The 23,346-nt window shown below is 73.6% G+C and carries 22 protein-coding genes; 14 read left to right on the top strand and 8 right to left on the bottom strand.

All coding sequences use genetic code 11. The annotated features are described in order from the left end of the window. Positions 1-2 precede the first annotated feature (2 nt). The 9 genes from AB0D28_RS19990 to AB0D28_RS19950 are packed head-to-tail and all read left to right on the top strand — an operon-like array spanning position 3 to position 9,605. On the top strand, positions 3-503 hold the full coding sequence (locus AB0D28_RS19990; protein WP_357387734.1) for a beta-ketoacyl synthase chain length factor: 501 nt from the start codon (positions 3-5) through the stop codon (positions 501-503). Then, positions 500-2,119 carry a class I adenylate-forming enzyme family protein gene (locus AB0D28_RS19985; protein ID WP_357387732.1) on the top strand — a complete coding sequence of 540 codons (1,620 nt, stop codon included), beginning with the start codon at positions 500-502 and terminating at the stop codon, positions 2,117-2,119. Before AB0D28_RS19990 ends, AB0D28_RS19985 begins: the two co-directional genes overlap by 4 nt. Beyond that, positions 2,116-3,378 carry a beta-ketoacyl-[acyl-carrier-protein] synthase family protein gene (locus tag AB0D28_RS19980; RefSeq protein WP_357387731.1) on the top strand — a complete coding sequence of 421 codons (1,263 nt, stop codon included), beginning with the start codon at positions 2,116-2,118 and terminating at the stop codon, positions 3,376-3,378. The genes AB0D28_RS19985 and AB0D28_RS19980 overlap by 4 nt, the downstream gene beginning before the upstream one ends. 60 nt (positions 3,379-3,438) lie before the next feature. After that, entirely contained in the window at positions 3,439-4,542 is a 1,104-nt protein-coding gene (hppD, locus tag AB0D28_RS19975; RefSeq protein ID WP_357387729.1) for a 4-hydroxyphenylpyruvate dioxygenase, read from the top strand. Positions 4,543-4,595: 53 nt separating this feature from the next. After that, positions 4,596-5,519, top strand: a complete 924-nt coding sequence (locus AB0D28_RS19970) for a phytanoyl-CoA dioxygenase family protein (protein ID WP_357387841.1) — start codon at positions 4,596-4,598, stop codon at positions 5,517-5,519. A 2-nt stretch (positions 5,520-5,521) separates the two neighbouring features. After that, the gene (locus AB0D28_RS19965; protein ID WP_357387727.1) at positions 5,522-6,319 is read left to right on the top strand and encodes a DUF3050 domain-containing protein; all 798 of its coding nucleotides are present in this window, start codon (positions 5,522-5,524) and stop codon (positions 6,317-6,319) included. After that, positions 6,316-7,287: a thiamine pyrophosphate-dependent dehydrogenase E1 component subunit alpha gene (locus tag AB0D28_RS19960; RefSeq protein ID WP_357387725.1), complete on the top strand. Its 972-nt coding sequence runs from the start codon at positions 6,316-6,318 to the stop codon at positions 7,285-7,287. Before AB0D28_RS19965 ends, AB0D28_RS19960 begins: the two co-directional genes overlap by 4 nt. Continuing rightward, complete coding sequence (locus tag AB0D28_RS19955) at positions 7,287-8,252, top strand: transketolase C-terminal domain-containing protein (RefSeq protein ID WP_357387723.1); 966 nt, start codon at positions 7,287-7,289, stop codon at positions 8,250-8,252. Before AB0D28_RS19960 ends, AB0D28_RS19955 begins: the two co-directional genes overlap by 1 nt. A 3-nt stretch (positions 8,253-8,255) precedes the next feature. Beyond that, positions 8,256-9,605: a hypothetical protein gene (locus AB0D28_RS19950; protein WP_357387721.1), complete on the top strand. Its 1,350-nt coding sequence runs from the start codon at positions 8,256-8,258 to the stop codon at positions 9,603-9,605. A gap of 145 nt (positions 9,606-9,750) precedes the next feature. Here AB0D28_RS19950 and AB0D28_RS19945 read toward each other — a convergent pair whose 3' ends face one another. From AB0D28_RS19945 to AB0D28_RS19910, 8 genes are all read right to left on the bottom strand, one after another. Further along, positions 9,751-10,992, bottom strand: a complete 1,242-nt coding sequence (locus AB0D28_RS19945; protein ID WP_357387719.1) for an MFS transporter — start codon at positions 10,990-10,992, stop codon at positions 9,751-9,753. 8 nt (positions 10,993-11,000) lie between these two features. Beyond that, positions 11,001-11,240: a hypothetical protein gene (locus tag AB0D28_RS19940; protein ID WP_357387717.1), complete on the bottom strand. Its 240-nt coding sequence runs from the start codon at positions 11,238-11,240 to the stop codon at positions 11,001-11,003. A gap of 30 nt (positions 11,241-11,270) precedes the next feature. After that, positions 11,271-12,509: a YcaO-like family protein gene (locus AB0D28_RS19935; RefSeq protein ID WP_357387715.1), complete on the bottom strand. Its 1,239-nt coding sequence runs from the start codon at positions 12,507-12,509 to the stop codon at positions 11,271-11,273. A 51-nt stretch (positions 12,510-12,560) separates the two neighbouring features. Next, on the bottom strand, positions 12,561-13,295 hold the full coding sequence (locus AB0D28_RS19930) for an SGNH/GDSL hydrolase family protein (protein WP_357387713.1): 735 nt from the start codon (positions 13,293-13,295) through the stop codon (positions 12,561-12,563). A 41-nt stretch (positions 13,296-13,336) separates the two neighbouring features. Next, a complete protein-coding gene (locus AB0D28_RS19925) occupies positions 13,337-13,969 on the bottom strand; it encodes an HAD family hydrolase (protein WP_357387711.1) in 633 nt (210 codons plus the stop codon). Further along, the gene (locus AB0D28_RS19920; protein ID WP_357387709.1) at positions 13,966-14,112 is read right to left on the bottom strand and encodes a hypothetical protein; all 147 of its coding nucleotides are present in this window, start codon (positions 14,110-14,112) and stop codon (positions 13,966-13,968) included. Before AB0D28_RS19920 ends, AB0D28_RS19925 begins: the two co-directional genes overlap by 4 nt. Before the next feature lie 65 nt (positions 14,113-14,177). Further along, positions 14,178-15,398, bottom strand: a complete 1,221-nt coding sequence (locus tag AB0D28_RS19915) for an MFS transporter (protein WP_357387707.1) — start codon at positions 15,396-15,398, stop codon at positions 14,178-14,180. Continuing rightward, complete coding sequence (locus tag AB0D28_RS19910) at positions 15,395-16,957, bottom strand: AMP-binding protein (RefSeq protein ID WP_357387705.1); 1,563 nt, start codon at positions 16,955-16,957, stop codon at positions 15,395-15,397. Before AB0D28_RS19910 ends, AB0D28_RS19915 begins: the two co-directional genes overlap by 4 nt. Before the next feature lie 311 nt (positions 16,958-17,268). Between AB0D28_RS19910 and AB0D28_RS19905 the strand changes: the two genes are divergently transcribed. The 5 genes from AB0D28_RS19905 (at position 17,269) to AB0D28_RS19885 (ending at position 23,329) form a co-directional block, all read left to right on the top strand. Then, positions 17,269-18,552, top strand: coding sequence for an SGNH/GDSL hydrolase family protein (locus tag AB0D28_RS19905; RefSeq protein WP_357387839.1), 1,284 nt, complete (start codon positions 17,269-17,271; stop codon positions 18,550-18,552). 66 nt (positions 18,553-18,618) lie between these two features. After that, a complete protein-coding gene (locus tag AB0D28_RS19900; RefSeq protein WP_357387703.1) occupies positions 18,619-19,839 on the top strand; it encodes a cytochrome P450 in 1,221 nt (406 codons plus the stop codon). Next, the gene (locus tag AB0D28_RS19895; RefSeq protein WP_357387701.1) at positions 19,839-20,858 is read left to right on the top strand and encodes an alpha/beta hydrolase; all 1,020 of its coding nucleotides are present in this window, start codon (positions 19,839-19,841) and stop codon (positions 20,856-20,858) included. Before AB0D28_RS19900 ends, AB0D28_RS19895 begins: the two co-directional genes overlap by 1 nt. Then, positions 20,851-21,984 (top strand): alpha-hydroxy acid oxidase, encoded by a 1,134-nt coding sequence (locus tag AB0D28_RS19890; RefSeq protein ID WP_357387699.1) that lies wholly within the window; start codon positions 20,851-20,853, stop codon positions 21,982-21,984. The genes AB0D28_RS19895 and AB0D28_RS19890 overlap by 8 nt, the downstream gene beginning before the upstream one ends. A 1-nt stretch (position 21,985) precedes the next feature. Then, entirely contained in the window at positions 21,986-23,329 is a 1,344-nt protein-coding gene (locus tag AB0D28_RS19885; RefSeq protein WP_357387697.1) for a PLP-dependent aminotransferase family protein, read from the top strand. Positions 23,330-23,346: the final 17 nt, after the last annotated feature.

The following is a 23,346-nucleotide window of genomic DNA, read 5'->3' as shown; positions in this document are numbered from 1 at the left end:
TCGTGGTGCTCGCGGAGGCGCGGTGGCCCGAGCCCGGGGATGAGGGGGCGGGAGTGCCGGGGGTGCCGGGGTTCGTGCACTCGCCGTTCCACCCGCTGGTGGCGGCGGTGGCGGAACGGTGCCTCGCTCGGCGGTACGGCACCGGGCCGCTGCCGCCCGGCAACCGCACCGCTGTGGTGCTGGTCAGCGCCGGTGGGGACACCGCCGGGGCGGCGCACGTGCGCGCCACTGTGGCCGAGGGCGGGCGGATCGGGCCGCTGTTCTTCTTCCAGTCGGTGCCGAACAGCGTGGCCGGGCACGTCGCGGCGCGCTGGGGACTGGACGGGCCGGTGGTGTGCCTGAGCCCGACCGGCGACGCGCGGGCCGAGGGGGAGGCCGAGGCGGACCTGCTGCTGTACGACGGCGACGCCGCACAGGCGTTGCTGATCCTGATCGAACTGGCACCGGACGGTACGCCGGGCGAGGCGACGGCGGTGCTGCTGGGGGAGGGGACACGTCAATGAGGACGAAGGGACTGCGCGGCGCGCTGGCGGCCGACGCGGAACTGGGCGCGGGCAACATGCTCGCCCGGGTGCTGGCCCACGGCGCCGACCCGGAGGGGCCCGGGCTCACGTTCGACACCGAGGTCGACGGCCACCCGGCCGAGACACCGCTGGCCCTGGGCCGGCTCGACCGGATGGTCGCCGCGCGGGCGGCCTGGCTGCACGAGCGCGGGGTGAAGCCACGCGACCCGGTCGCGGTCTGGGCCGGCACCGCCGCCGACATGGTGCTGTCGTTCCTCGCGCTGACCCGCCTCGGCGCCATCCCGGCGCTGATGAACGGCAGGCTGCGCCCCGAGATCGCCGCCGAGTACATCCGCCGGCTGCGCGCCGCCGGGGTGCTCGCCGACGCCGCGCACGCCGAGGCGCTGGCCGGACACGACCTGGGCGCCCCGATGCTCGGCGAGCCCGCGCAGGCCGGCACCGGTGACCCGGACGCCGCACCGGCGCACTACCGGCACCACCCGGACGACCCGATCGTGATCACCCACACCTCCGGCACCACAGGTGTGCCGAAGGCGGTGCTGCACTCGCACGCCAGCCTGTTCGCCGCCACCCGCCACCTGCTGTCCATGCCGCAGGCGCAGGGCACCACGCGCATCCTCAACGCGCTGCCCGCCCCGCACACCGCCACCGTGCTCATGGTCAACCAGGCGCTGGGCAACCGGGCGGAGATGTTCCTGCTCTCCGAGCAGGGCGGCGAGCGGGTGCTCGACGCGATCCAGCGGTGGCGTCCGGACGGCGTGTTCGGCTTCTCCGTCACCTGGGCCGAACTGGCCCGCTTCGACCTGTCCGGCTACGACCTGGACTCGGTGCGGCTGTGGTTCAACACCGGTGACTGCTCGCACGAGCCGCACGTACGGCGGCTGGTCGCGGTCGGCTCCCGGGACGTGGTGACGCGCGGCGGCGTGACCCGGGTACCCGGGTCGGTGTTCATCGACGGCCTGGGTTCCAGCGAGATGGGCCACTCGATGTTCCACATCACGCACACCAGCGACACCGACAGGTACGGCCGCTGCGTCGGCCGCCCGTACCGGTTCGCCGGGGTCGCCGTGCTCGACGCCGACGGCAACGAGCTGCCGCCCGGGCAGGTGGGCTGGCTCGGCATCGACTCGCCGTCGCTGTTCCGCGGCTACTGGAACGACTCGGTCACCACGTACCGGTTCCGGCTGCGCGGCTGGTACCTCACCGGCGACCTGGTGTACGCCGACGAGGACGGCCGCTACTACCACCTGGACCGGGCGGTCGACTCGGTCGAGGCCGGCGACGGGAAACGGTTCTTCACCGCGCTGTCCGAGGAGCGCATCCTCGCCGCCTGCCCCGACGTCACCGACTGCACAGTCGTGATCGTCAAGGCGGACGACGGCACCGTCACCACCGACGTGCTGCTGGAGCTGGCCGCCGGGGCCGACCCGGAGGCGGACCGCACCGAGCGGATCCGTACCGCGCTCGGCCCGGACGTGGCAGCCACACTGCGCCGGATCGTCCCGGTGCGCGCCGACGACATCCCGGTCACCGTCACCGGCAAGGTGCGCAAGGTGGCGCTGCGCGAGCGCTACCTGACCGAGGCGCCGTCGTGACCGCCGTCATCACCGGCATGGGCCTGTTCACCCCGGCCGGACGCGGCGTCGCTGACACGTTCGACGCGCTGCTGACCGGCCGCTCCGGGCTGCGCCGCCCGCCCGAGGGGCACCCGGCGGCGGGCTGCCTGGAGGTGGCCGGGCTGCTGCCGGACATCGACCCGCGCAGCGTCGCCTCCGGCCCGGAGACGAAGGTGCTCGACCGCGTGGTGCTGCTCGCCCTGATCACCGCCGCCGAGGCGCTCGCCGACGCCGGCATCGAGGTGGGCCGCGACGTCGACCCGGAGCGGATCGCGGTGATCGTCGGCGGTGTCGGCGGCATGGCCACGCTGGAGGGCCAGGTGCTGGCGAGGGCCGCCCGGGGCCGGGCGGCGGTCAGCCCGTACCTGCTCACCGGCATCCTGCCGAACATGCCCTCGGCGCGGATCGCCATCGCGCACGGCATCCGCGGCTACAGCTCGTCGGTCGGCACGGCCTGCGCCTCCGGCGCGCAGGCCGTCGCCGACGGGGTACGCCTCATCCGCGCCGGCGAGGCCGACGTGGTGGTGTGCGGGGCGAGCGAGGCGCCGCTGTTCCCGACGTTCGCCGACACGTTCGGCAACGCCCGGGCGCTGGCCCGCGGCTGGGACGAGCCCACCGAGGCGAGCCGCCCGTTCGACAAGCGGCGCAACGGTTTCGTGCTCGCCGAGGGCGCGGCGCTGCTGGTGCTGGAGCGCGCCGGTCACGCCGGCGGACGGGGTGTGCGCGGCTACGCCGAGGTCGCCGGGTTCGGGGCGAACACCGACGCGTACCACCCGACCGCGCCACGGCCGGACGGGGCGGGCGCGGCGGCGTGCATGCGCCGGGCGCTGGCGGCCGGCGGGGTCGAGCCCGCCGACGTCGGGTACGTCAACGCGCACGGCACCGGCACCAAGCTCGGTGACGTCGCCGAGACGACCGCGCTGGCCGAGGTCTTCGGTGCCGGCGCCGTGCCGGTCAGCTCCACCAAGGCGCTCACCGGGCACCTGCTCGGCGCGTCAGGGGCGCTGGAGGCCGCCGCCACCGCGCTGGCGCTCGACGGTGGCCTGCTGCCACCCACCTACCACCTGGACGACCCGGACCCGGAGTGCGAGGCGGACCACGTTCGCGCCGTGCCCCGGCCGACCCGGGCCGGCCACGCGCTGACGAACTCGTTCGGGTTCGGCGGCCAGAACGTCAGCCTGCTCCTGCGCCGGCTCTCCGGGCCGGCCCGCCGGGCCGCCACCCCGGCCGCGGGCTGACCGGACTCCAGTCCCGGGCGTCCGTCCGGGTCGCGATCACGGGGGGAACAGGGGAAGCCCATGACCATCAACGGGATAGATCATCTTGAGCTCTACGTGGGGGACGCCCGGCAGGCGGCCTTCTACTTCGACAACGCCGTCGGTTTCCGGCTGTGCGGGCAGGGCGGTCCGGAGACCGGGCTGGACGGGCAGCGGTCGCTGCTGCTGGCCCAGGCCGGCATCCGGCTGCTGCTGACCACCGGACTGTCCGCCGAACACCCGGCGGCCACGTACGTGCACCGGCACGGCGACGGCATCGCGGTGGTGGCGCTCGCCGTCGACGACGCCGCCGGGGCGTACGCGGAACTGGTGGACCGGGGCGCGACGGCGCTGAGCCCGCCGCGCACCTTCACCGGCGCGGACGCCGAGGTGGTGGTCGCCGAGGTCGGCGGCTTCGGCGACGTGGTGCACCGCCTGGTGCAGCGGCGCGGCGACCCGGGTGTGTTCCTGCCCGGCGCGATCGAGCCGGTGACCGCGCCGGACGGGACGGACACCCTGCTCGCCGAGGTCGACCACCTGGCCATCTGCGTGCCGCCGGGGCAGCTCGACGAGACCGTCGCGCACTACGAGAAGGTGTTCGGCTTCGCCGACATCTTCACCGAGCACATCGAGGTCGCCGGCCAGGCGATGAACTCCAAGGTGGTGCAGAGCCCCTCCGGGCAGGTCACGTTCGTGCTGCTGGAGCCGGACACCGGGGCCCGGCCGGGGCAGATCGAGGACTTCCTGCGCTGGCACGCCGGCGCCGGGGTGCAGCACCTGGGCCTGCGCACCGACGACATCGTCACCGCCGTCGGCGCGCTCGCCCGGCGCGGGGTGCGCTTCGCCAGCACGCCCGGCGCCTACTACGACGGCCTGGAGCAGCGGGTCGGCCGGCTGGACGCGCCGGTGGACCGGCTGCGCGAGCTGAGCATCCTGGTCGACTCCGACCACGACGGGCAACTGCTGCAGATCTTCACCGAGTCGATGCACGTGCGCCGCACCCTCTTCCTCGAACTCATCGAGCGGCGCGGGGCGCGCACCTTCGGCAGCGGCAACATCAAGGCGCTCTACGAAGCGAAGGAACGCGAGCTGGCCGCGGCGGGGGCGACCTCCGCTGTCGCGGCCGGAGGGGCTGGTACGGCATGAGTGAACGCACCGAGCGAAGCGAGGGCCGTGAGGCCATGCCCGGTCGGCTCGGCATGACCACCATCGATCCCGGACTGACCGCCGAGGAGGAGGCGCTGCTGCCCTCCGACGAGGACGTCCGGCACTACGCCGAGCACGGCTGGTACCTGTCGAAGAAGCTGCTCACCGACGACGAGGTGGACGAGCTGGTCGCCGCCACCGACAGCTACTACGCGGGGGAACGCGACAGGTTGCTGCCGGTACGGCCGCCGAAGCTGGCCTACTGGGAGCCGTCCCGGGGTGACGTGCAGCGGCACAACGACTACGTCCACCACGAGCACGACGGCATCGCCCGCATCCTGCGCAAGCCGCTGATCGGCGCGGTCGCCGCCCGGCTGGCCCGGGCCGCCGAGATCCGGATCTTCCAGTCCACGCTGATCTGGAAGCCGCCGATCGCCGGCGAGCCGTCGAACATCGTGCCGTGGCACTTCGACAAGCACTACTGGGCGTCCTCGTCGTCGGAGAACATGCTCACCGCGTTCATCCCGTTCCACGACTGCGGCGAGGAGATGGGCACCATCACCATGGTCGACGGCTCCCACCGCTGGCGGGAGATCGGCGCCGACGACACGGTGGTGCGGCACTTCGCCGACCGGGACCGCGACCAGCTCGAAGCGATGCTGGCCGAGAACGCCGCGTACAACGGCGCCCAGATCCGCAAGATCCCCATGGTGATCCCGAAGGGACACATGAGCTTCCACCACTGCCGCATCTACCACGGCAGCGGTGCGAACGTCAGCGGGCGGCCCCGCCGGGCCGTCTCGCTGCACCTGCAGGACGGCGACAACGCCTGGCGGGAGTATCCGCTCTCCGACGGCACGCTCGCCGCGTACAACCACGACGTGCTGGTCCGCCGCAACCACGAGGGCCGGCCGGACTACGCGGACCCCGATTACTGCCCGGTCATCTGGCGCGACCGCGCCCAGCAGGGAGGCTGACAATGTCACGGTACGACTGGGGTAAGACGCACCCGGGCATCGAGCGGCTGGAGCGGGCGGTGACCGAGCGCCGCGACGTGGTGGTCAAGCACCCCCTCTACGCCAACCTGGACACCCACGACGCGCTCGTCACGTTCATGGAGCACCACGTCTTCGCGGTGTGGGACTTCATGTCGTTGCTGAAGTCGTTGCAGCGGCAGCTCACCTGCGTGACGGTGCCGTGGATCCCGACCGGGCCGACCGGCAGCCGCCGCCTGATCAACGACATCGTCATGGTCGAGGAGAGCGACGAGCTGGGCGACGGCTACATCAGCCACTTCGAGCTGTACGTGCAGGGCATGGCCGAGGCCGGCGCCGACACCGCGGCCGTGAACAAGCTCGTCGACCTGCTGCGCAACGGCACGCCGGTCACCGAGGCGCTCGGCGCGGCGGGCGTCCCCGCGGCCTCGGCGGCGTTCGCCGGCACCACCTGGCGGATCATCGAGACCACCCCGGTGCACTGCCAGGCGGCGGCGTTCGCGTTCGGCCGCGAGGACCTGATCCCGGAGATGTTCACCCAGGTCGTCGCCGTCAACGAGCGCAGCAACAGGCTCAACAAGTTCGTCGACTACCTGGAGCGCCACATCGAGGTCGACGGCGAGCAGCACACCCCGATGGCCATGCAGATGCTCGCCGACCTGTGCGGCGACGACGACACCAAGTGGCAGGAGTGCGCCGACACGGTGAACGCCGCGCTGGCCGCCCGCGCCCGCCTCTGGGACGACATCCTCGCCGCCGTCAAGGAGGGCCGTCCGGCGTGACCGGCTCCGACCCGCTCCGGCTCTACCGGACGGTCCGGCTGATCCGCCGCTTCGAGGAGCGCGCGATCGAGCTGGTCCGCGCCGGGGAGATCGTCGGCGGCATCCACCCGTACCTCGGTCAGGAGGGGATCGCCGCCGGCGTCTGCGCGGCACTCGCCGCGCAGGACCTGGTCACCGGCACCCACCGCGGGCACGGGCACGTGCTCGCGAAGGGCGCCGACCCGGCCCGGATGCTGGCCGAGCTGTGCGGCCGGGTCACCGGGCTCAACCGGGGCCGGGGCGGGTCGATGCACGCCGCCGACTTCGGCGTCGGCGTCCTGGGCGCCAATGCCATCGTCGGAGCCGCCGGCGCGATCCTCACCGGAGCGGTGTGGGAGCGCCGGCGGCGCGGCGCCGACATCGTCGGCGCCACCTTCTTCGGTGACGGCGCCGTCAACGAGGGCATGCTCCTGGAGGCGTTCAACCTGGCCGCGCTCTGGCGTGTGCCGGTGCTGTTCGTCTGCGAGAACAACGGCTACGCCACCACGATGCCGGTCGAGGGGGCGGTCGCCGGCACCATCGCCGGGCGGGCCGCCGCGTTCGGCATGCCGGCGGCCGCCGTCGACGGGCAGGACCCGGAGGCGGTACGCGAGGTCACCGCCGCCGCCGTCGCGCGGATGCGCGCCGGCGGCGGCCCCGAGCTGGTCGAGGCCCGCACATACCGCTTCGACGCCCACCACACCTTCGAACATCAGGTACGCCTCGACTACCGGCCGCCGGAGGAGGTGGCCGAGGGCCGGTCCCGCGATCCGGTGGACATCGCCGGAGCGCGGCTGGACCCGGCGGTACGGGCCGAGGTGGACGCCGCGGTCGAGGCGGAGCTGGACGCCGCAGTCGACTACGCGCTCGCCGGGCCGCACCCCGACCCGGCGACCGCACTGGACCATCTGTACGCCAGCGGGCTCACCGCCCGGACCGGAGGTGGCTGATGCCCCGGCTCTCCTACCGCAGGGCGCTCACCCGGGCGCTCGCCGACGAGATGACCCGCGACGACTCGGTGGTGGTGCTCGGTGAGGACATCCGGGTGGCCGCCGCGAACGTCACCACCGGCCTGCTGAAGAAGTTCGGCCCGGAACGCGTCCGCGACACACCGCTGTCCGAGCAGGCGTTCACCAGCTTCGCCACCGGCGCGGCGCTGGCCGGGGCCCGCCCGGTGGTGGAGTTCCAGATCCCGTCGCTGCTGTTCCTGGTCTTCGAGCAGATCGTCAACCACGCGCACAAGTTCCCGCTGATGACCGGCGGCCAGTGCGCGGTGCCGGTCACCTACGTGGTGCCCGGCTCCGGTTCCCGCACCGGCTGGGCCGGGCAGCACTCCGACCACCCGTACGCGCTGTTCGCCCACGTCGGCGTGACAACAGTCGTACCGGCCACCCCGGCCGACGCGTACGGCCTGCTGGTGTCCGCGATCCGCTGCGACGACCCGGTGGTGGTCTTCGCCCCGGCGGGCGCCCTCGACCTGCGCGCCGACGTCACCGACCCGGCGCCGGTGCCGCTGGGCCGGGGGATCGTCCGCCGCGCCGGCACCGACGTGACAGTGGTGGCGGTCGGGCACCTGGTGCACGACGCGCTCGCCGTCGCCGAGGACCTGGCCGACGAGGCGTCGGTGGAGGTCTTCGACCCCCGCACGATCTACCCGTTCGACTGGGACGGGCTGGTCGAGTCGGTGAGCCGCACCGGGCGGCTGGTGGTCGTCGACGACGGCAACCGCTCCTGCGGCATCGCCGGGGAGATCATCGCCACGGTGGTCGAGCGGGTCCGGCTGGCCGCGCCACCCCGGCGGGTCACCCGCCCCGACGGCGCGGTGCTGCCGTTCGCGCCAGCCCTGGACCGGGCCGTGCAACCCGGCCGCGACCAGCTCACCGCCGCCATCCAACTGACCCTCAAGGACGGATGAACGATGGACCCGAACTACACGTGGCCGCCGCTCGGCCAGGCGTGGACCGACCTGCCCGAGTCCACCCGTACCGCGATGGTGGCCACCGGCGCCGCGGCGTGGGAGAAGGTCTTCCACGGCCGGGCCACATACAACAAGCAGTGGCGGCTGGCCCGCCCGCCCGTGTTCACCGCCGACGCGTTCCGCGAGCTGAACGAGGTCTGCGACCGCATCGCGCAGCTCATCCTGGAAGCCTGCCGGCGCCGCGCCCGTACCGCTGGTGAGCTGCGCCTGCTGCTCGACGTGCCGGACGGGGAGACCCGGCTGCTCGACCCGGACGAGGAGCTGCACGAGGGGCTGCTCGCCGCGTACCGGCCGGACGTGCTGTTCTCCGGCGGCGTGCCGTGCATCGTGGAGTACAACATCGACAGCAGCCTCGGCGGCGGCTTCGACGCCGACACAGTGATCCAGCGGTACGCCGAGCTCTACCGTACCCATGACCTGCTCGACGGCGCGCGGCCCGCGCCGTCCCTGCTGGATCAGCGGTTCGTGGCCATCCGGGACACGCTCGGCCTGCCCGACGGCGCCCGGGTGGCGCTGCTGATGGACTTCGACGCCGACTACCCGGGGCTGGACGACCCGGAGACGTTCATCCGGATCCTGTCCCCGCTGATCGACCAGGCCCGGCCGTTCGGCATCGACCTGGTCATCGCCCCGGTCGCCACCGCCACGCTGGACGCGCGGAACCGGCTGGTCGTCGGCGGTGCCCCGGTGGACGCCCTGTTCCGGCTGTTCGTGCCCAACCGGGTCACCCCCAGCGCCGGCCTGGACGCGGTGTCCGGGGCGCTCGCCGCCGGCACGCTGCCGATGTTCGTCAGCAGCGCCGCCTGGCTGCTCAGCAACAAGCTGAACTACGCCTGGCTCTGGGAAGACCTGGACCTGTTGCCGGAGGACGACCGGACGCTGATCCGCCGGTACGTGCCGCACACCGTGGCGCTCACCGCCGACCAGCTCGACCGGGCGCTCGCCGAGCAGGCCGACCTGGTCGCCAAGCCGGCCGGCGGATCGGCCGGGCACGGGGTGCTGATCGGCCGGGAGATGAACCCGGTGGCATGGGCGGACGGGGTGCGCGCCGCGATCGCCGAGGGCGGCAACATCCTGCAGCGCTACCACGAGGCGGACCGGGTGGCGATGGACTTCGTGCAGATCGAGACCGGTGAGACGGTCACCGCCGACGTCCCGTACAGCCTCGCGCCGTACCTGTTCGACCGCACCGGATCCGGCGCGCTGGCCCGGGTCGGCTACCCGGGTTGCGACGAGGTCCTCAACCTGGCCCGAGGCGTCCTCCTGACCGGCATCCTGCTCACCGACTGACCCCCGCCCCTTGGGCGCGTTGATCAAGGAGTTTGTGTCCTCACCAGGGCCTGCCGTTGACACAAACTCCTTGATCGACGGGCGGATCGTCGGGCAGGGCAGGCCCGGGGGAGGAAAGGGCGGGGCAGGGGTGCGGGGTGCGTGGCTAGTCGGCCGTGATGCGCAGGCCGCGCACCGGTGAGGTGATGACCAGGGCGAGGCTGAGCACGACGGGCACGGCCAGCATCAGGTACGCCACCCGGACCCCGACGGTGTCTGCGGCCAGCCCTCCGATCAGGGCGCCGAACGGAGTGCCGCCCCAGGCCAGCATGCGCCCGGTGGTGTTGACGCGGCCCTGCAGCGCATCTGGTGTGAGGAGTTGGCGCACGGTGATGCCGTTCGCGTTCACGGTCAGGCGCGCCACGGCCCAGATCGTCCACCACGCCAACGCCAGGGCGAACACCGACGTGCCGGCCAGGCCGATGAGGGCCGCGACGAAGATGACGAGCCCCGTGATGGACACCGTCCCCTGGCCGGCCCACCGGCTGGCCCTGGGCAGGACGACGGCGGCCACCAGTGAGCCGACCGCGGCGGCAGTGAAGAGCAGACCCAGGCGCTGGTCCTCCGGGCTCAGATCGAGCACCTCGTCGGCGTGGACGACGAGCAGGCCCAGCACGCCGCCGGCGGCGACGTTGAGCCCGAAACCGGCAGCGGTCAACGTCCGCAGGACCCGCGTCCGCCAGAGGTGGCGCAGTCCTTCGGCGATCTCGGCCCGCACCCGGCGGGCTCCCGTCGGCCCCGGGTCCAACCCGGCGCGGATCTGGGCGAGCAGCGCGGCGGACACCAGATAGGTGACGGCGTCGACGGCCAGCACCAGGGTGGGGTCGGCGACAGCGGCAAGTAGTCCCGCGGCGGCGGGCGCGGCGATCTCCAGCACGATCTCGGTGGACCAGATGAGGCTGTTCGCCCGGGTGATCCCCGCCTTGCCGACGATGCGCACGAAGGCGCCCCACGCCGCCGCGTCGAACCAGCAGAAACCGCAACCCACGCCGAACGCCACGACGAGCAGGTACCAGGGGGCGAGCACATCGAACAACGCGGCGACCGGCACGGTGGCGATCAGCAGTGCGCAGCACACGTCTGCGATGATCATCATGCGCTTACGTCGCAGGCGGTCGGCGGCGGCCCCGGCGAAGAGCCCGAACAGCAGGTACGGCAGGGCTTCGAGCCCGACCACCGCCGCGGTCAGCGTCGGGGACGCGCTCGTCCGGTAGACGAGTAGCGGCAGCGCGACGGCGCTGGCGGCGGTCCCGGCGACGGAGATCGACCGGGCGAGGTACCAGAGGGAGAAGTCACGGTGAAACAGCCGGCTCCCGTCGACGCCGGCTGTCTCTACGAGCCGCGTCACGACCTCCTTCAGGCCAGCACGGCGAGGTGGCGGTCGTCGATGCTGGTCAGCGCGAGGTGCAGGTCCGCTGCCAGATCGTCGGCGAGGCGAAGCGTCGACGCGCCTTCCTCGTCGCCGGGGTGGAAGCAGAGGGTGCCGCCACCGGGGCCGATGCCGAGATCCTGAGCCATCGGCTCTTCGACGTCGTCACCCGGGTGGAAGCAGAGGCTGCCACCACCGGGGGCGAAGCCGTTCTCCTCAGTAGACATGTGTCCTCATATCGTTTGGACTGGATGTGGTCAGGTGATGATCGCCCGGTCCGGTGACGGCCACAAGTGCCATCCCCGTCCGGTCGGGACGACGGGCACCCCGTGTCGCACCAGGCTGAAGCGTTCCAGCCCCGGGGCGATCGTGGTGGCCACCACGATCGGTGAGCCGGCCGCCGTGACCTCGCACACGTGGTGGTCGACGCCTCGACGGGCCAGAGCCCGCCGGACGTGCTCCAGCCCCCAACCCGGGCTGCCGTCGTCGGCTACGTCCGCGCGTAGCGGCACCGCGCGCACCGGCCCGGAGAGCAGCCCGTCGAGTGGCATCAGGGCACATCGTCGCAGTGCGGGCCAGGCCGCCAGACGCTGGACCGCGGGCGAGCCGGGGGCCGGTGAGGAGAGCGCACAGACTTGGATCAGCTCGCCGAGGGCACGCGACGCGGCGTCGGTGGCCCAGAGCGATGCGCCGGCCCCGAGCCGGGTCGGCTCGCCGCCGGCCGCCGGGCTGACTGCCAGGTACACCGGCACGTCCAGGTCGGTCGTGACGTCGAGCAGATGTACGGGTGCGCCGGCCGCCCGTACGGCCTGCGCGTGCAGTGCGCGCAGCTGGTCCGGCAGGTCCCCGGCCGGCACGAGGTCGACGTCCGGCACTCCGGCGACGTACCACCGGAGCAGCGCCTGCCCGAGCCCGTCGTGTTCGATCAGCTCGCAGAGGCCGTGATAGACGGCCTCCGCCACGTCGACGCCGGCCGCTGTGCCCAGGCTGGACGAGTATCGCAGGAGGCTGCGGTACGGCCGGACGTCGTCACCCGCCACCGGCCACCGGTAGTAGCGCGGGTCCGTGAGGAAGGTGGGATAACGGACCCCGCCGTACGAGGCACATGCCGCGACGGAGTCCGGAAACTCCGTCGCCCACCGCTGTACGACCAGATCCGAATCCAGGGCGGACTGTCCGGCCACGATGCTCGCCGGCAGCAGCCTCGTGGCGTCCGCCGTCCATCGGCGGTTGTCCCGGGCAGACATGAGGTGGCGTTCCAGGGCCTCGAAGTGCGCGCTCGCCGCGCCCTGGGGACCCGCTCCCTTTCCCGCACCCACGGCGACCCGTGCCCCGCCCTGGAACAGCGTGACGCGCATGGTGGGCGACTCGGCCGGGCCGAGCACCTCCGTCCGCGCCGTGAGGCCGAGCCGTTTGATCTCAGTTGACGCTGTAGCGAGAGCGCGCTCCGCGGGCACGGACCGGAACGGCACCGCGGCCTCCCGGGGACTGTTCACCGGCCCGGACCGTGTCATCGAACTGCCGTGATCTCAACGGCGGTGGCGGGATCAGACGCCACGCGCCGCGCCCCGCCCCGGCGTCTGCGCGGGGTTCCTCTCCGGGGAGCCGGACGTGCCGCGGCAGGCCAGGACACGCAGCGTCTCGGCGGTGGCGACGGCGTCGCTGCGGGCGCTGCCGTGCCGGCCGTCGCTGCTGTACAGCGACGGGTCGGCCACCAGCGGATGGTCGGTGAGGTGGACGTGCAGCGTGCCCAGCCGCTCGCCCACCGCCCTCGTGTGCCGGGCCAGCCGGCGCATCCGCTCGCCCAGGCCCGCGCGTAGCGCGTCCGGCACCGCCGGGCTGTGCGACACGTCGAACATGCCCACCGTGATCACGTCCGCCCCCGCCTCCCGTAGGGCGGTGATCATGGCGGTGAGCTCGGCGTCGACCGCGTCCGGGTCGTAGGCGGACCGGAACGCGTCGTTGCCGCCGCACACCACGAGGGCCAGGTCCGGCTCGAAGGCCAGCGCGTCGGCGAGCTGGGTCGCCCGGACCTCGTGCGCGCGCAGTCCGCGCCGGCCCAGGTTCAGGTAGGCCAGCTCCGGCCGGATCGCGCGCAGCTCGACGGCGACCCGGTCGGCCCACTGGAGATCCGGATAGCCGTCGGCCGGCTCGCACAGCCCTTCCGCGACACTGTCACCCAGCACCACGAACCGCCGCCACCGGTGCCCGCGCAGCAGCTCGGCGGCCTCTCCCGGTCGCAGGCACCACGGGTCGGTCGCCTCGGTCAACGTCGATGGCATGCCCGGCAGGCTAGCTGAGCCGGGTGAGCGGGGAAAGGGGATCAGGGCAGCAGGGCCAGCAGCTCCCCGGGCCGGCTCAGGCTGAGGTCGGCCGGCTCGGCGCTGTCGTACTGGTGGCCCCAGGCGGCGGCGACCGCGATCGCGCCACTGTGCCGGGCGGCGCGGACGTCCAGCGGTGAGTCGCCCACGTACGCGGCGCGGCCGGGTGGCACGCCGAGCCGGCGGCAGGCCACCTCCACGCCGTCGGGCGCCGGTTTGGGGCGGTCGACCTGGTCGCCGCCGAGTACGACCCCGAAGTGGCCGCGCAGGCCCGCCCGGTCGAGCAGGATCTCGGCGGCCCGGTGGCTCGCGCCGGTGAACACGCCCACCGGCACCCGGGCGGCGATCTCGGCGAGCGTGTCGGCGATGCCGGGGTAGACGCGCACCCGCCCGGCCAGCGCGGCCAGTTCGGTGTGGTAGCGGTCCAGGTCCTCGCCGGAGGCCGGCCGCCGCAGCAGGTGGGTCAGCAGGTCCGCCGGCGAGCCGAGCGAGTAGCCGGCGATGACCTCCGCGTCGGTGTACGACGGGCCGCCGCCGGCCCGCACGGCCGCCCGGTAGGCCGCGGGCACCACCGCGTGCGACTCGACGAGCGTGCCGTCCATGTCGAACACGATCGCGTCCACCGTGCGGCTCATGCGGCGCCGGCCCGGTGTGCCGTGGCGAGCCGCTTCGGGGCGCGGTCGTGCACCCGCCAGGCGGGCAGGTCGTCGTGCGAGCCGCGCTCGGTGGTCTCCGGCAGGGCCAGCGCGATGCGCCGCACGTCGTCCCAGGTCGCCATGGCCCAGACCCTACCGCCGCCCCCCGACGCCGCGACCCGCGACCGGCAGGCCCCGACCGGCGGGCTCAGACCGGCGTGGGAGTGGCCGGTTCCACTGCCGGGCGCCGGGACGCGCGGGTCAGCAGCAGCGGTCCCACCGTGAGCACCAGGCAGACCACCGACATCACCAGCAGCGCCGGGGTCAGGTCGAGCAGCGCCACCGACCAGCCGCCGAGCAGCGCGCCCACCGGCAGGCCGAGGAACGCCACCGATCCGGAGATGCCCAGCACCCGGGTCTGCAACTCGCCCGGCACCCGCTGGTAGAGCGCCGCGCCGAGCAGCGGGTTCACCGCCGCGATGCCTATGCCGGACAGGAACGTCACCACGAGCACCACGACCAGGTCGTCGCTGAGCGCCAGCGCGAGCAGCCGGGGCGCGCCGCTGAGCGTCAGCCCCAGCGCGAACGTCGTCCCGGCGGGCAGCCGCGTGCCGAGCATGGTGAACAGCAGGTTGCCCAGCAGCGCGCCGGCCGAGAAGACGCCCAGCAGCAGGCCGAACCCGGCCGGGTCGCCGAGCACCTGGCTGACCCAGAGCGGGATCCAGACCGCGACGCTGGCGTTGGCGAACATGTTCGACACCGACACCACAAGCAGCATCGTCATCAACGTCCGGTCGGTGCGCAGGTACGCGAAGCCGCCGCGCAGCGCCCGCAGGTACGGCTCCCGGGGCGCGGGCTCGGCCGGTGCGGGCGGCCGGACCAGCACGCCGATCAGCAGCGCGCAGACCGCGAACGTGGCCGCGTCGATCCAGATGGCCCGGGTCAGCCCGACCCAGTCGATGAGCAGCCCGCCGAGCACCGCGCCGAACAGCGTCATGCCCCGGGCCAGGCCGTCGTAGGCGCTGGTGAGCCGGATCAGTGGCACCCCGGCCCGCTCGGCGGCCGGTTTGAACAGCACGTGCTTGACCCGGTCGCCGATGCCGCGCAGCCCGCCGGCGACCGCCACCAGCACCAGCAACGCGCCGAACCCGAGCCAGGGCGCCAGCGCCACCACTGCCATCGCGGCGGCGCTCGCGGCGTCCACGAACACCGAGGTACGGCGTATCCCGAACCGGTCCGCCCACGGTGTCGCCAGCGCGCTGGACAGCATGTACGGCAGCGTCTCCGCCGCCGCCACCAGGCCCATCTTGGTGGGGCTGCCGGTCGTCTCCAGCACCAGCCACGGGATGGCGACCACCGAGATCCGGGTGCCGAGGTTGGACAGCAGGTCGGCGCCGACCAGGGTGTACAACTCCCGGCGCGGGTTCACGCCGGACTGCCGATCGGGTCGGCGCCGGCCGGGTGTGCGGCCGCGTACCGGGCTCGCAACGCCCGCTTGTCCACCTTCGCCGACCGGTTGAGCGGCAGCGCGTCGACGAACTCCACGGCGCCGGGCGCCCAGGTCTCGCTGAGTTCCCGGACCACGAGCGCGATCAGCTCCTCGCCGGTCACCGACGCGCCCGGCGCGGGCACCACGTACGCGTGCGGCAGCTCCCCGGCCACCGGGTCCGGTACGCCGATGACGGCGGCGGCGCGTACCTCGGGGTGGCCGGCGAGCACGTCCTCGATCGGGCGGGAGTAGATCGGCCAGCTGCGCTGCCGGGTGAGGATCCGGTCCTGTAACCGGTCGACCAGGTAGAGGTAGCCGTCGGCGTCGAGGTGCCCGATGTCGCGGGTGCGGACCCAGCCGTCGACGAGCGTGTCGGCGGTCAGCTCGGATTGTCCGTGGTAGCCGGCGAAGCTCAGCTTGGTGCGCGCCCACACCTCGCCGTCCTCGCCGGCCGGCAGCACCCGCCCGTCGGCGTCGCGGATCTGCACCGTCACGTCGCCGTACGGGCGGCCGCAGGACCGCAGCCGTTCCGGGTGCTCCGGGTCCTCGGTGAGCCCCGGTAGCGCGCAGATGACCACTGCCTCGCTGAGCCCGTACACGATGCGCAGGCACGGGCCGAAGCGGGCGATGGCCTGGCGCAGCCGGGCCGGCGCGGCGGGCCCGGCCCCCACGTTGAACATGAACATCGCCGAGAAGTCGGCGCCCGGCAGGTCGGGGTGGTCGAGCACCTCGTACAGCATCGGCGGGGTGACGAACGTGGAGGTCAGCCGCTCGGCGTCCACGGTGGCGATGAACGCGGCCGGGTCCCACTGCTCGCGCAGGAACAGCACGCCGCCGGTGAACAGGTTGAACAGCGTCGTGATCTGGCCGCTGGCGAGCCACATCGGGGAGTGCGACAGGTGCCGCAGCAGCGGGAACCCGGCGCCCCGGAAGTCGGCGGCCAGGGCGAGTACCTGCCGGTAGAAGCTCTCCCGGTGGTGTACCAGCTTCGGCGTGCCGGTGGTGCCGCTGGTCTGCAGGAACGACTCCGGCGCGGGCACGCCGGCGGGCAGCTCCGCCGCCGGCTCGCCGGTTTCGGCCCTCAGGTCCGGTCCGGCACCGCCGGGACCGAGGCAGAGCAGCGGTACGCCGGACAGCCCCGCCGCGACCTGCGCCGCCTGCGGATCGCGCGCGTCGTACACGAACGCCTCCGGCGCGGACAGCGCGACGAACTCGTCCACCTCCCGCCGCGAGGTCACCGGCGCGACCCACATGCTCCGGCAGCCGAGCAGGTGCAGGGCCAGTTGGAGTAGCGGGCCCTCAACCGTGTTGCCGAGCATCACCAGCACCGCCGCGCCGGGGCGTACCCCGTGGTGGCGCAGCGCGGCGGCCAGGCCGCGCACCTCGGCGGCGACCTGGGGGTAGCTCAGGCGGCGTCCGCCGCCGACGAGCGCCTCCCGGTCGCCGAACCCGGCGAACAGCTCCAGCGCCTCGTGCACGTAGTTCGGCCGGTCGGTCATCGGGCAGCCCCCATCATGGTCCGCGAGCGGCGTCCGGCCAGGTCAGGGCCGGGACATGACGGCAGGTGCCGGAGTCGGCGACCGCACCGCCGCCAGCCCCGAGCCTAGGCAGCGGCGGTCCACGGCGGACAGAGCCGATCGTCGTCGCGTCCCGTCCCGCGGGCATTTGATCATGTCGATCAGGTTGATTGACGCTCGTCACGGCCGGAAGCTAGTTTCCGGTCCATCGCCCGGGCCGTGTCGCCGACCGCGTCACGCCCGGGGCTGCCGACCATGGAGGATCGATGCCGACCCCGAAGAGATGGCACGTCATAGCTTCCGCCGTCACGCTCCTGATCGCCGCCACCCCGGCGGTCACCGCGAGCGCCGGCCCGACCGGGAACGAGGGCGCCGGGCACGGGCGCGCCGAGTGGGCCGGAACCTGGGCCGCGGCGGTGACCCGCGGGAACAACGTGGGCCTGACCGAGACCGGGCTGAACAACCAGAGCATCCGGATGACAGTGCAGACCTCGGTCGGCGGGCCGCGCCTGCGGGTGCGGCTGACCAACCTGTACGGCCAGCAGGCCGTCCAGGTCGGCCGCGCCACGATCGCCCGGCCGAACACCGCCACCCCCGACGACCTGTCCGACATCGTCCCGGCGAGCGTCCGCCAGCTGACGTTCTCCGGTGGCGGCTCGGCGACCATCAACAAGGGCGCGGAACTGCTCAGCGATCCGGTGGACTTCCGGGTGGCCGAGCAGGAGGACCTGGTCGTCACGCTGTACTTCCCGGTGCTCACCGGGCCGGTCACGTTCCACGGCCAGTCCAAGGTCACCAACTTCATCGGCGCCACCGACCTCACGTCGGCTGCCGACGGCGCCGGCTTCACCATCCGGCCCAACTGCTGCTGGATGTTCCTGTCCGGCATCGACGTGGAGCGCAAGGTGACGCCCGGCTCCGTGGTGGTGCTGGGTGACTCCATCGGCGACGGCAACGGCAGCACCGTCAACGCCGACCGCCGCTGGCCGGACTTCCTGGCCAAGCGGCTGATCGACGCCCGGCCCGATCCGCGTACGCCGGGCGTGCTCAACCTCAGCCTGGCCGGCAACCGGCTCAACCACGAGGGCACCGAGCCCGGCGCGGGCGGTTTCCCCGGCTACTACGAGCTGGGCCCGAACGCGCTGGCCCGGCTCAACGAGGACGTGTTCCCGCAGACCGGGGTGCGGACCGTCATCACCCACCTGGGCATCAACGACATCTGGATGAACGGCGACAGCCCCGAGGCGATCATCGCCTCGCTGCGCCAGATCAACCGGCAGGTCCAGGCGCGCGGCCTGACCAGCATCGCCGGCACGCTCATGCCGTACGAGGGCAACGGCGGGCCGGGCGTGTGGACGCCGGAGAAGGACGCCACCCGTCAGGCCGTCAACACCTGGCTGCGCGGGCCCGGCCGGGCCGAGTTCGACGGCGTCGTCGACTTCGACGCGGTGATGCGGGATCCGGCCCAGCCGACCCGGCTGCTGCCGGCGTACGACTCGGGTGACCACATCCACCCGAACGACACGGGTGCCGCGGCGATGGCGAACGCCGTGCCACTGAAGTTGCTCGGACTGTGACACCGGGCGGGGGCGGCGGTCGACACGACGCCGCCCCCGCCGCCGTTTCCTGGGGAGGAAAAGACAGTGGACGTCAGCGAGATCCTGACCGGGCTCTACAGTGAACAGGGCCGGCAGAACCCCTATCCCTTCTATACGGCCCTGCACGAGCACGGGCCGATAAGCGCCGTTCCGGCCCGGGCCGAGCACAGCACTGTCAGCGCGGTCGCGGGCGGGTACGACGTGGTCGACCAGATCCTGCGCGATCCCGGCTGGTACAAGGGTTTCCCGCCCGGCTGGGAGGAGCAGGAGATCCTGCGTACGTTCCTCACCTCGATGATGTTCGTCAACCCGCCGGACCACACCCGGATGCGCGCGGTGTTCGCCAAGACGTTCACCCCGCGCCGCCTCGGCGCGCTGGAGCCGGTGATCGAGCGGATCGTCGCCGAACGCCTGGACCACATGGCCGAGGCGGGCGCGGGCGGGCACGAGGTGGACTTCGTGGCCGACTTCGCGTACCCGGTCCCGGCCCTAGTGATGGCCGAGTTCATCGGCCTGCCCGCGGCCGACCTGGCGTGGTACCGGCAGCGGGTCGACTGGATCGACGAGTACATGGACGTCGCCGGCAAGACGCCGGAGCGGCTGGCCCGGGCCAACCAGGCCGCCGAGGAGCTGCGCGTCTACTACCGGGACCTGATCGCCCACCGGCGCCGTACGCCCGGGCACGACCTGATCAGCGGGCTGGTCGAGGTGCTCGACGCGGGTGGCGTCGACCTCACCGAGGACGAGTTGATCAGCAACCTGATCGTGCTGTTCAACGCCAGTTTCGTCACCACCGTCTACATGTTCAGCAACGGCCTGCCGCTGCTGCTTGACCACCCGGACGTGACCGCCGCCCTGCCCGGCGACGACGCGCTGGCCAGCGGCTGCGTCGAGGAGGTGCTGCGGATGGAGAGCCCGGTGCACTTCCTGGCCCGCTCCGCGCCGGCCGGCGTCGACCTCGGCGGCGTGCCGATCAGCCGCGACGACAACGTGCTGCTGCTCATCGCCGCCGCCAACCGCGACCCGGCCCGGTTCCCCGACCCGGACCGCTTCGACCCGCACCGCGACGGGCCGTCGTCGCTGGCCTTCGGCGTCGGGCTGCACTTCTGCCTCGGCTCGGCGGTGTCCCGGCTGGAGGGCCGGCTGGCGCTGCCGCGCCTGTTCGCGCGCTTCCCCCGGCTCGCCGTCACCCAGCCCTACACGTACAGCGGGAGCCTGTTCCTGCGCGGTATCGACAAACTCTTCGTCACCACCGGGGAGGCTTGATGACACTCGATCCACAGGTGGTCGCGTGGCGGGCCGCGCGGGCCGCCGCCGGCACCGTGCCGCTCTACACCCAGACCCTCGAGCAGGCCCGCGCCGCCGACCTCGCCGCGATCCGTGCCGGCTCCGGCGCGGTCGAACCGGTCGCCGAGGTACGCGACACGACGGTGCCCGGCCCGGCCGAGCCGCTGCCGGTGCGGATCCACCGGCCGGACGGTGACGGCCCGCTGCCCACGCTCGTCTACTTCTTCGGTGGTGGATGGACCCTCGGCAGCGTCGACACCGCCGACGGGATCTGCCGCCGGCTGGTCAACCTCACCGGCGCCCAGACCGTGACTGTCGGCTACCGGCTCGCCCCGGAGCACCCGTTCCCGGCGGCGGTGGAGGACTGCCACGCCGCGCTGCGGCACCTCTCGGCGCACGCGGCCGAGTTCCGGGTCGACCCGGACCGGCTGGCGGTGGGCGGCGACAGCGCGGGCGGGAACCTGGCCGCCGTGGTCACGCTGCTGGCCCGGGCCGACGGCGGCCCCCGGCTGGCCGCCCAGTTGCTCGTCTACCCGAACACCGACCAGCGGCCCGGGCGCCGGCCGGCCGGCGACGAGGACCCGCTGCTGTTCAACAAGCACTCGGTCGGCTGGTACCGCGGCCACTACCTCGCCGACCCCGGCGACGCCGCCCACCCGCTGGCGTCGCCGCTGCTCGCCGAGGACCTGTCCGGCCTGCCCCCGGCGCTCGTGATCACCGCCGGGCACGATCCGCTGCGCGACGAGGGCCTGCGGTACGCGGCTCGGCTGCGCGAGGACGGCGTGCCCACCGAGACGGTCGACTACCCGGGCATGGTGCACGGGTTCTTCGCCATGCCCGGCGTGTTCGACGCGGGCCGGGAGGCCCAGGAACGCGCCGCCGCCTTCCTGCGCCGCTCGTTCGGGCTCGACACGGCGTCCGGCCCGGACGGCGCGGTGCCCGAGCCGGCCGGACCGGTGGCGGCCGGGAGCGCTGTGGGCTCGGACGGCCATGGCTGACCCGGCCCGCGACACGCGGCCGGCCGGCGACCCGGCGGACGGGTTCGTGCCGCCGGCCAGCCTGGCCGAGTTCGCCGGGCTGGCCCGGGCCGTGCTGCCGGCCGACGTGTGGGACTTCGTCGACGGCGGCAGCGGCACCGAGACCGCCCTGGCCGCGAACCGGGCCGCGCTGGACCGGGTGGCGGTGCTGCCCCGGATGCTCGCCGGGGTCGAGGACCCGTCCACCGAGGCGACGCTGCCCGGTGGCCGGGCCGCGTTGCCGGTGGCTGTCGCGCCGATGGCGTACCAGCGGCTGCTGCACCCCGGCGGCGAGCCGGCGCTTGCGGCGGCGGCGCGCACGGCGGGCGTGCCGTACGTGATCAGCACGCTGTCCAGCACGCCGATCGAGGAGATCACGGCGACCGGCGCGACTGCCTGGTTCCAGCTGTACTGGCTGCGCGACCGGGCACTGGTGGCCGACCTGCTGGACCGGGCGGAGGCGGCCGGCTGCGCGGCGGTGATGGTGACGGTGGACGTGCCGGTGCTGGGGCGGCGGCTGCGCGACGCGCGCAACGGCTTCGCGCTGCCGCCGCACGTCACCGCCGCGAACCTGCCCGGCGGGCGGGACGACCTGGCCCACCAGGGCACCCCGGGTGTCTCGGCGGTGGCGGTGCACACGGGCGCGGTGTTCGCCCCGGCGCTGAGCTGGGCGGACCTGGAGTGGCTGCGCGCGCGTACCCGGGTGCCGTTGCTCGTGAAGGGCATCCTGGACCCGCGCGACGCGGTCCGCACGGCGGACGCCGGCGTGGACGCCGTGGTGGTCTCCAACCACGGCGGACGGCAGCTCGACGCCGCCCCGGCCAGCGTGAGCGTGCTGCCCGAGGTGGTCGGCGCGGTGGACGGGCGCTGCGCGGTGCTGCTGGACAGCGGCGTCCGCGGCGGCGTCGACGTGCTGCGGGCGCTGGCGCTCGGCGCGGACGGCGTGCTGCTCGGCCGGCCGCTGCTCTGGGCGCTCGCGGCGGGCGGCCGGGCCGGCGCCGAGGCGGCGCTCGCGCTGCTCGCGGCGGAACTGCGCGACGCGCTCATCCTCAGCGGCTGCCCCGACCCGGCCTCGGCCCGGCGGCTGCGTACCCGGATCGGAGGCTGACGTGGAACCCGTCGACCTGGCCGTCACGGCGCTGCACGGCAGCGTCGGCGACCCGGCGCTGAACTCGATGAACTTCCTCAACGAGGTGGCGCAGCACTACCCGGACGCGGTGTCGCTGGCGGCCGGGCGGCCGTACGAGGAGTTCTTCGACTCCACGCTGCTGCACGCGCACCTGGACCGTTTCCGCCGCCACCTGACCGAGGACGTCGGGCTGGACCGGGCCGGTGTGGACCGGACGCTGTTGCAGTACGGCCGCACCAAGGGCATCGTGCACCACCTGATCGCCCGGCACCTCGCCGTGGACGAGGGCCTCACCGTCGACCCGGAGTCGATGGTGGTGACGGTCGGCTGCCAGGAGGCGATGTTCCTGGTGCTGCGCGCGCTGCGGGCCGGACCGGACGACGTGCTGTTCGCGGTGGCGCCCACGTACGTCGGGCTCACCGGCGCGGCCCGCCTGGTCGACCTGCCGGTGCGCCCGGTGGCCGGCGGGCCGGACGGCGTCGACCTGGCCGACCTGCGCGCCGGGGTGCGCCGGGCCCGCGCGGAGGGGCTGCGGCCCCGGGGCTGCTACGTGATGCCCGACTTCGCCAACCCGTCCGGCGTCAGCATGGACACCGCGCAGCGGCGGCGGCTGCTGGACCTGGCCGCCGAGGAGGACCTGCTGCTGATCGAGGACAACCCGTACGGCCTGTTCCCGGCCGGCGGCACCGCGCGGCGGCCCACGCTCAAGGCGCTGGACACCGCGCGCCGGGTGGTCTACCTCGGCTCGTTCGCCAAGACGGTGCTGCCCGGCGCGCGGGTCGGCTACGTGGTGGCCGACCAGCGCGTCAGCGAGACCGACGGCACCGTGGTGCCGCTCGCCGACCACCTCGCCAAGATCAAGAGCATGGTCACCGTGAACACGTCACCGATCAGCCAGGCGGTGATCGGCGGCGCGCTGCTGGCGCACGACTGCTCGCTGGTCGCCGCGAACGTGCGGGAGCGGGCCGCGTACGCCCGGAACCTGCGGCATCTGGTCGACGGCCTGGCCCGGCGCTTCCCGGAAGGCGGTCCGGTCACCTGGACCGTCCCGGCGGGCGGGTTCTTCGTGGTGGTGAACGTGCCGTTCGCCGTCGACGACGCGCTGCTGCACCGCTCGGCGAGCGAGTACGGCGTGCTCTGGACCCCGATGGCGCACTTCTATGACGCGGGCACACCGGTGAACGCGTTGCGGCTGTCGGTGAGCGCTGTCACACCGGAGTCGATCGATCTCGGGCTGGACCGGCTCGCCGCGCTGGTCACCGACACCATCGCAGCGCAGGTGGCACCGCAGTGTCAGCCTTCCGGCACCGTCCGTGTTTCCTGAGCCCGTTCGACTGTTGA

The organism is Micromonospora sp. NPDC048169, from assembly GCF_040652815.1.
Classification (GTDB): domain Bacteria; phylum Actinomycetota; class Actinomycetes; order Mycobacteriales; family Micromonosporaceae; genus Micromonospora.
Note: the sequence above shows the minus strand (reverse complement) of the source record. Positions and strands in the feature narration are given on the sequence as shown.

Bases quoted from the DNA above. Each gene is read 5' to 3' on its own strand.
- AB0D28_RS19985 (WP_357387732.1), top strand. From the start codon at position 500: ATGAGGACGAAGGGACTGCGCGGCGCGCTGGCGGCCGACGCGGAACTG.
- hppD (WP_357387729.1), top strand. From the start codon at position 3,439: ATGACCATCAACGGGATAGATCATCTTGAGCTCTACGTGGGGGACGCC.
- AB0D28_RS19970 (WP_357387841.1), top strand. From the start codon at position 4,596: ATGACCACCATCGATCCCGGACTGACCGCCGAGGAGGAGGCGCTGCTG.
- AB0D28_RS19965 (WP_357387727.1), top strand. From the start codon at position 5,522: ATGTCACGGTACGACTGGGGTAAGACGCACCCGGGCATCGAGCGGCTG.
- AB0D28_RS19955 (WP_357387723.1), top strand. From the start codon at position 7,287: ATGCCCCGGCTCTCCTACCGCAGGGCGCTCACCCGGGCGCTCGCCGAC.
- AB0D28_RS19950 (WP_357387721.1), top strand. From the start codon at position 8,256: ATGGACCCGAACTACACGTGGCCGCCGCTCGGCCAGGCGTGGACCGAC.
- AB0D28_RS19940 (WP_357387717.1), bottom strand. From the start codon at position 11,240: ATGTCTACTGAGGAGAACGGCTTCGCCCCCGGTGGTGGCAGCCTCTGC.
- AB0D28_RS19930 (WP_357387713.1), bottom strand. From the start codon at position 13,295: ATGCCATCGACGTTGACCGAGGCGACCGACCCGTGGTGCCTGCGACCG.
- AB0D28_RS19925 (WP_357387711.1), bottom strand. From the start codon at position 13,969: ATGAGCCGCACGGTGGACGCGATCGTGTTCGACATGGACGGCACGCTC.
- AB0D28_RS19920 (WP_357387709.1), bottom strand. From the start codon at position 14,112: ATGGCGACCTGGGACGACGTGCGGCGCATCGCGCTGGCCCTGCCGGAG.
- AB0D28_RS19910 (WP_357387705.1), bottom strand. From the start codon at position 16,957: ATGACCGACCGGCCGAACTACGTGCACGAGGCGCTGGAGCTGTTCGCC.
- AB0D28_RS19895 (WP_357387701.1), top strand. From the start codon at position 19,839: ATGACACTCGATCCACAGGTGGTCGCGTGGCGGGCCGCGCGGGCCGCC.
- AB0D28_RS19890 (WP_357387699.1), top strand. From the start codon at position 20,851: ATGGCTGACCCGGCCCGCGACACGCGGCCGGCCGGCGACCCGGCGGAC.